Source organism: Candidatus Seribacter sulfatis (assembly GCF_964187635.1).
GTDB classification, from domain to species: domain Bacteria; phylum Verrucomicrobiota; class Verrucomicrobiia; order Opitutales; family Seribacteraceae; genus Seribacter; species Seribacter sulfatis.
In genome coordinates this window covers 1-7,553 of record NZ_CAXLMO010000076.1, presented here as the reverse complement: position 1 = coordinate 7,553, position 7,553 = coordinate 1, and the positions used below count along the sequence as shown (strand labels likewise).

At 46.8% G+C, this 7,553-nt stretch carries 6 protein-coding genes; all 6 read right to left on the bottom strand.

Annotated elements, in window-relative coordinates:
* Positions 1-610, bottom strand: a 610-nt coding sequence (locus ACKPQ5_RS07595; protein WP_407678500.1) for a sulfatase-like hydrolase/transferase, incomplete at its 3' end; no start/stop codon positions are given.
* A gap of 36 nt (positions 611-646) precedes the next feature.
* Positions 647-3,919, bottom strand: coding sequence for a family 16 glycoside hydrolase (locus ACKPQ5_RS07590; protein ID WP_407678499.1), 3,273 nt, complete (start codon positions 3,917-3,919; stop codon positions 647-649).
* An 84-nt stretch (positions 3,920-4,003) separates the two neighbouring features.
* On the bottom strand, positions 4,004-5,626 hold the full coding sequence (locus ACKPQ5_RS07585; protein ID WP_407678498.1) for a hypothetical protein: 1,623 nt from the start codon (positions 5,624-5,626) through the stop codon (positions 4,004-4,006).
* On the bottom strand, positions 5,623-6,189 hold the full coding sequence (locus ACKPQ5_RS07580; RefSeq protein ID WP_407678497.1) for an RNA polymerase sigma factor: 567 nt from the start codon (positions 6,187-6,189) through the stop codon (positions 5,623-5,625). Before ACKPQ5_RS07580 ends, ACKPQ5_RS07585 begins: the two co-directional genes overlap by 4 nt.
* Positions 6,190-6,271: 82 nt before the next feature.
* Positions 6,272-7,240: a hypothetical protein gene (locus tag ACKPQ5_RS07575; protein ID WP_407678496.1), complete on the bottom strand. Its 969-nt coding sequence runs from the start codon at positions 7,238-7,240 to the stop codon at positions 6,272-6,274.
* Between the two features lie 6 nt (positions 7,241-7,246).
* Positions 7,247-7,553, bottom strand: a 307-nt coding sequence (locus ACKPQ5_RS07570) for an FAD-dependent oxidoreductase (RefSeq protein ID WP_407678495.1), incomplete at its 5' end; no start/stop codon positions are given.

Genomic DNA, 7,553 nt, shown 5'->3' with positions numbered 1-7,553 from the left:
GGGTGTGTGGAAGGAAAACCCCGTACCATAAAAAGAAAGGCTTATTCTCCTTCATTGCATGGTCCACAAAATCCTCAATCGGCTGTAAGCCATTCCGTCCGATCTTCAATCCATCATCTCCATGGCGTCCCCCTGGTTGGGGGAAGCCACGTGTCATTCCGTGTGTAAACCCACCATGCTTAAAGTTTCCTTCCCACCATTTTCCGCTCTGGTGGCTGAGGTATCCCTTTTCTCCAAGTAAATTGGGTAAGGTTTCGAAACGGTCGAGATAGGAAATAAGCTGAGCTTTCTTTTGATTACTTTTTTCTTTGAGATAGCGTTTGGGAGATGGATCATTTCCGGTAACTCCATGTTTGTGAGCGTATTGGCCGTTGATCAAAGTTACGAGTGAAGGACGGCAGAGAGCGGTGGGGACATAGCCGCGCTCGAAAAGCACGCTTTCGTTGGCGAGTTTATCCAAGTTTGGGGTTTTAATTTGAGGGTGCCCCATGAAACCATAGTCGGTCCAAGACTGATCATCGGAAATGATGTAGAGAACATTGGGAGATTTTTGAGCAGATACCCCAAGGGTTCCACCAAATAAGCAGAGTAAGCTAATGAGTTTTTTCATAGGTAAAAGGGCTGGATGTAAGATTGAATTTAAAAACTATTTGGCGAAAAGTTGGTGATCCGATTTACCACCAGCAATTAAATAGGCCATTAAATCAAGAATGTCTTCTTTGTCCATGGTGTTTAGCAGTCCTGGAGGCATCATGGAAACCGTGGATGGCTCAATAGAAGCTAAATTTTCCGCTTTTACTTTGGTAACCATGCTGGGCTGCATCATATCGGTGTTTATCCAGTACTCATTGTTCCTCATGTTCATGATTCGGCCGTTAAGTTGAGAACCATCGCTGAGGCTGAAGATACTTGATCCATATTGATCACTTATTTCTTTTCCGGGATCCACGATGGACTCAATCAGATCGTAACCTCCAAACTTACCACCAACGGAAGTAAGATCGGGTCCAACCGCTCCTCCTTCGCCCCCGATTCGGTGACATGCATAGCAGCTCCCTGCACCAAACATTTGACGGCCATTCTTAAAGTCTCTCTTTCCGGGTACTCCACTGGGTACCCATTTGCCCATTTCTTTCATTGTCCAATTTTTGACAAAAGTACGGGGTTCAAAAGTAAACTGGGGAGCACTGGACTGGGGTTTTGTATCAATTATCTTTTTCAGTCCCTCGGTCATTTGCGAGTCCTTAACACTGGCAATCGCATCTTTTTTAATGCCATCCAGGTAGTTGTTGAGTCGGGCACCTCCCTTGAAGTTACCCGCCCGTACAAACCATTTAAAATAAGATTCGCGTAGGAGGGAGGTCCATCCGTTCTTTAGATGGCGGAGATTAAGGGCATAACCGATTTGTTCCTCCTGTCCGGAAGCTCCCCTTAAAAGTGCCATTCCCTTTCTTGCTGCCGATGGTGCCTGGAGGAACTGCATAATTGCGGAAAGATCACGGTTTTCCTCCGGTGTGGATGCTGGGTAAATCTGATCAAGCCATGCGATCAGCTTTCCCTTTTGCTCCTCGGCAGGCTGACCTCCACGGGTCAGGGCAAGGGTGATGGATCGGAGTAGGTCGAGCTTTTGCTGACGGGATTTGAGATCCCTGTATTTAAAAGTCATTGCTTTTTGCAATACGGTTTCACCGCTTGTAGCATCAGCTCTGGCCAAGGCAATCATAGCAGCGGATGCAGCGATCGGGCTTTTTTCAGAGGCTAATCGGCCTTTCCATTTTTTAACGGGCTGTTTTTCCAGAGCGACTCGGGCGGCATGGCGAATCCCACGGTCCTGGGCAGCTAAAGAGCTCCAAATTTTGTTTAATTGGTTTTTATTTGCAGGTTTGGCTTCTCTTTGGACAAAGGATTCCAATGCTTGCCTGCGTTTTCTGGCTTCCTCACCGCCGGACATGGATTTTGCCGGTACGGTGGATTCCTTGCCCTCGTAAGTTATACGATAAAGCCCGGACTGCACTTTTCTTCCTCCCACGGCAATGTACATCGCACCGTCTTTTGGATTGACCAGAAGATCGGTGAGCGGGAAAGGTTGGGCACTGGCAAACTCCTCGACCTTTCCAGTATAGGTTGAACCTTGGGGAGATAAATGTACCGCATATAATTTCCCGTAAGACCAGTCACTGATGAAAAATGCATTTTGGTACTTGGCTGGAAACTTCGCTCCATAGCCGAAACATACTCCTGTGGGCGAGCCGGGTCCCACATCAGCCACGGTGCCAAAGGTGTCACTGCAATAATCCATGAATTTACCGGAACCGGTGCGCCATCCAAAGTCGGATCCATCGATCACATGATTCACGCGGGTGGGACGATACCAGGGTGTATTCATGTCCCACTCCATATCCGCATCATAGGTAAAAAGCTCACCCTCGCGGTTGACCGCAGCATCGTATTGGTTACGAAAACCGGTGGACATAACTTCCCAGGTTTTTCCTTCAGGGTCAATCTGAGCAAAATGCCCGAGCGGAGCGACCGCGCCCTTCATGAAATACTGCAGGGATGGATATAATTGATCTTCTCCCCAGAGTTCCGGAACCCGGGAGTGGGTGTAGTCCTCCGGGAGTGGGGTCTGGTTCCCCATGACCACATATAAATGTTTGCCGTCCGGAGCTGGAATGATGGCGTGCGGACCGTGTTCGCCCCCGGTGGCGGAGAGTTTTTTAATGGTTATAATTTTGTCGAACTTATCGTCCTGATTAGTGTCTAAGAGGCGGAATACGCCGGCCCCGGTTGAACTCGAGCGGGAGTTGACTACGACATAAAGACTGTCAAAGGCGTAGCAAAGTCCTTGTGCATGTCCAATTTGTGGAAGTTTTTTTTGTGCATCCGTTGGCTTGCTCATGCCTGCCCGTTCCGCGGAATAGGTGATTTGCTCGATGCTGGCGGGATCAATTTTCTTGCCTGCAGCTGGAATAGGAAAACGGAAGATCCCACCGTATTGATCACTGACGATCAGGCGGTTTTTATTATCCATACACATGGCAACCCATGAACCCTGTTTGTCCATGGGTACTGAATAAAGCAGATCAATCTTAAATCCGTCGGCAATATTGATTCGTGCGGGAGAAGTGGCTGAACGGGCAAGAGATTCCATTTTTGGCTTGGGTGCTGGTTTAGAGGCCTGTTTTTTAGGCTTCTCACCGGTTGCGTTTTCGAGGGCTTTCCTGGCAGCAGCCCCCGATAATTTTTTGTACTTAAGAGCCTTGAATTCGACCTTCATGGGTACACCGCGATGTAGCTGAAGTCCGAGGTGGCCTTTAGCGATCGCATCGGGATGATTTTCCGTTACATCGACGGTTACCACATCATTGACCATATGGATCAAACGGTTGCCCACGGCCACGATAGTCAATTTGTTCCATTTGGCCCCATCGAGTTCAGTTTTATCACCCACTGAACCAAGGATTTTCACATCCTTATCCCCCCGTGCGTCCGCTTTTTGCCAACGCCTGGCAATGATTCCTCGTTTGCCATACTTCTCTCCATAAAGCATGCCAAAGAATTCCTGTTTGGGGTGCAAGTCAGCCTGATATCCGCTCAGTACACAATCGTTCAAATCTCCTATTGCTTTGCTGCGGTACTGGACTCCAGAATTATTTCCCTGAAATTTTACCTGACAGGAAAATTCGAAATCCTTTACCTCTCCTCCTTTCCAAATAAGAAAGGTGTTAGCGGGAGTTGGGTTATCTGGCGTGGTCTCTCCAATAATGGTACCATTCTCAACTTTCCAAAACCTTTCTTTCCCAAGCCAACCGCTGAGGTCTTTCCCGTTGAAGAGATCGACAGTTGCACCTGCCGATAGACATGAAAGGAGGAATGATATAAGGGTTATGTATGTGGAGCGATTGGTTTTGTTTTTCATAGATTAAGGGGGATAATGAAATCAAAATAATTTCAAGAGTAAGAGTTGGGGGCAAACCGGAAAACCGAAATGAGGGAAAGAAGATCAGGTACCCTTAACCACTTTCCAAACACTATCATTGGAGACGGAAAAGGAGCCCTGTATGTTTTCTTCCATATGAATGCGTAATTCATCAAGTTCGACCAATTGCTTTTCTTGAGGCAACTCGGTCAGGAATAAGGGCCATTTGGGCTGTCCCCAATAAGTTTTTTCATAAGATGTACCCTCTTTTTCGATGAGCAGGATACCTGAAGTAAGATTTTGACTTCTTTCTCCAAAGAGAAGGTCAATTTGTACAGGTTCATCGCCGATAGTGATCCATTTTCCACGGGCAAAGCCGGCTCTTGAATTCAGACAAGGAAAGGAAGGATGGTTATTCCGAAAAACCTTAAGGTCGTTACGAAGATGAGAATCCCAGCGTGAGCCCTCAAATACCGGCTTGCCATTTATGGATACGAGAAGGTTATTATCCGCATAGCCCCAGAACCGGTAACGGCCGGGTTCGGGAGCTTTTACTTTTCCTTGATACCATGCCATCCATCCATGTATTTCGGGATAAGAACCGAGGCTTACATTTTTAGGAAAATGATTGTAACTCCCAGCTATACCGGTGTAGCGAAGTGGACGCCCTTGAATAAAGTTTTCGAGTCCTTTTGTGTTCTTAAATCCTGATTTAACCAGAGATAGAAACCGTTTGGTGATACTCTTTTCCTGAATTTCGTCTTTGCTGGAAGGGATAGGTTCAGACCCTTTTGCGATACCAAAGATTTTTCCGTTCAAAGAAGAAGCAGTTTGAACCATGGGTGGAACGGATAGCTCAGGTACTCCACTGTGTTTTTCTGAACGCAAATCCATTTTTCCATCACGGTCAAAATTAGCCATAGCCCCTTTACCCATAAGTTGACTCGGTTTATCGTTTCTTGCCCCTACTGCAATTTCTCCCTCTAGAACAAGAACCTGCGAGCCCTCATCATTTGCCTGCACCACGAAACTGGTGCCCAAATCCACGAATTTTCGCTCCAAAGTATCCACTACAAAGCCAATTCCTTGAGGAGGTACCACAAGCTTTATTTCACCCTCATTAAGAAAAACGCGGTCATTGCTAATTAGCGTCATTTTAAGAGGACCAGTGCCCACGAGGTGTACCCCAGTGTCACGAAAGGCCATTTCGACTAATCCTTGCTCAATGGTGAATTCTTCCCCTTTCTTTAAAAATTGATTTTGGTGATGACCATGATCTTCCCCTTCAAGCCTAATTACCTGAGCGACCCCGAGTTCAATGGGTTTTTCGTTCGATAAATAGAAAAGGGCAAATACCAAAGCCGCCGCACATCCAATCCACGCGAACTTAGGGAAGGAGAGAGTTTGATTAGCTTGTGGTGTGGCAGATTTTGAAACACGGCCCATAACTGAAGATTCAAAATCTGGAGAGCCCTGATCTTTGGAAACCCCGAGTTTTTCTTCGAGTTCCAACCATCTGGGTTCACCAACCTGAACGGCCCGGGTGAGACCGGCCATTTCGATTTCTCGAGCCAGTTCGATCCTTAGCCTTTCATCGTTTTCCAAACGCCGGAGGAGTTCTTTACGTCTGGAGGGGGATAGATTTTTGTTTTCATGCCAAGCGGCCAGCAGATCCAGGAAATCGGGGTCTTTATCGAAGTTTTTCATGATGCGGTTTCTGGTTCCTTGTTCTCCATACACTTACGCAGGGCGATATGTGCACGATGGCGAAGTTGGTAAATTGCGTTGGGTTTTAAATTCATTTCTTCAGCGAGAGTTTCCATGCGCACTCCGTCGAGTCCCGCTCTAATCAAATGACGGGTACGGTCAGGTAATTCGGAAATACAGTGGAGCAGTTTATTAATTTGGTTTTGTTTCATCTCATCGGATGCTTTGACCATTTCTGGCTGGATGGCACCGGCAATGTCATGCCTGAATTTATCCATGGTGTTGGCCCGCCGACTACTTTTGCGCCAATGATTGGACAACTGATACTTGGCGATGCTCAAAAGCCATGCCCGGAAATTCGTCCCGATCTCGTAGGAAGATAGCTTGGAGAAAGCAATAAGGAAGGAGTCCTGCGCCAAGTCCTCGGCATCCTCTAAATGGTAGACTCTGGATGCAAGGTAGCCACGGACCAATAATCCATATTCCCGAACGAGTGTCCGAAACTTGTCCTTGTCTCCCGCAAGGACATCTTGAATGATTTCATCTGGGTTAAAATTCGACATAATTTCAGTAATTATTCTGTAAATGTCTTAAAGATTTCTTTTCTTATGCGAAAAATGAAATCTTAGAAATATTATCCAAAAATTAGGGAGATGTTGTACTTTTGAAAAATGATTTGTCCACTGCCCGGTCAATTTGTAAAAGCACGCTGTCCACTATTTCAAAGGCAGACTCTATACTTTCATCCGCATAACTGAGGTACCATTCCTCTTTTTCCGTATCCTTTTCTAAAACCGGGAATCCCACTAATTCAAGAAGCTGAAAAGTGTAAGGGTCATAATTGTCGACTTCCACCTCATAAACCAGGGATGGTTGATCATCCAGTTTACTCGATGGATCATTGGGTTGGTTGACTTCGATCATAACCCGATAGGGCATGGATGCGTTTTGCTCGGTGGGTAGAATATAATCAGCCGGATCGAAGGAGCCATTGGCAGTTGCCTCCGATACCGCATCGACCGAATCCTCAAGGCTGAGGTTTTTTTCTTCCGCTTCCTTCTGGGCTTTTTCCCATCCTTTGACCTTAAATGCCCAGTAGGGGAGTTGTTCCCGGATATCGGGTGTGTCGGAAACATAGAGAGTCTTGATATGATAGAGTGACTGGTTTTCCATCCACACCGCCAACCGTGGCGGATTTTTAAGATCGTATGCTGGTCCGGTTCGCAGATCAATGAGCATTTTGTAACCGGGATCCGGGGTGTACTTGTAGGTCATTCCTTTCTCATCCATTTCAAAAAGGTCGAGGGCAGGGCCAAGATTCCCACTCAGCCCAAGTATTTTCTTAATCGGAGCAGGTTGATAATAAAACAGGAGCGTTGTAAAAATAGTAACCCCGATTACTCCAAGTACTACAGGACTTTTGATATACTTCTTCAGGGCAACCGAATTATTGAAAATATGGCCGACAACCACTCCGATGAAAAGGAATCCGGTGAGGGCATGCAGGCCAATGATTTCAATCGAGAACGGTTGAATAAAAGCAATTATCCCAGTCACTGCCATCACCCCAAACAGGATGGCATTAAAGAGGGAGACTAGTCGTCGTTTTTTCAAGTAAAATTATGCCTTGGCGGGGATAATGGCCCCGTGCTGTTGAAGAAGTCCGTGAATCTTGGATAAGGGAACCTTGATTGGCGTAGTGTTCGATTCTGCTGCCAGTGCAGCGGTTGCCCCGGCTGCCTGTCCCATTCCCATACAGGCGGCTTGTACCCGCAGACCTGAGTTGGCAAGACGATCACTGCTGACACATCTTCCAGCCACGATAATATTTTCACTTCCTTTGGGGATCAGGGCACGCAGGGGAACCGTGGGTACGGTTCCACGTTTTAAAGGCTTGGGTCTTACCCCCGTGCGGGTGTGCAGATCA

Bases quoted from the DNA above. Each gene is read 5' to 3' on its own strand.
- ACKPQ5_RS07580 (WP_407678497.1), bottom strand. From the start codon at position 6,189: ATGTCGAATTTTAACCCAGATGAAATCATTCAAGATGTCCTTGCGGGA.
- ACKPQ5_RS07590 (WP_407678499.1), bottom strand. From the start codon at position 3,919: ATGAAAAACAAAACCAATCGCTCCACATACATAACCCTTATATCATTC.
- ACKPQ5_RS07585 (WP_407678498.1), bottom strand. From the start codon at position 5,626: ATGAAAAACTTCGATAAAGACCCCGATTTCCTGGATCTGCTGGCCGCT.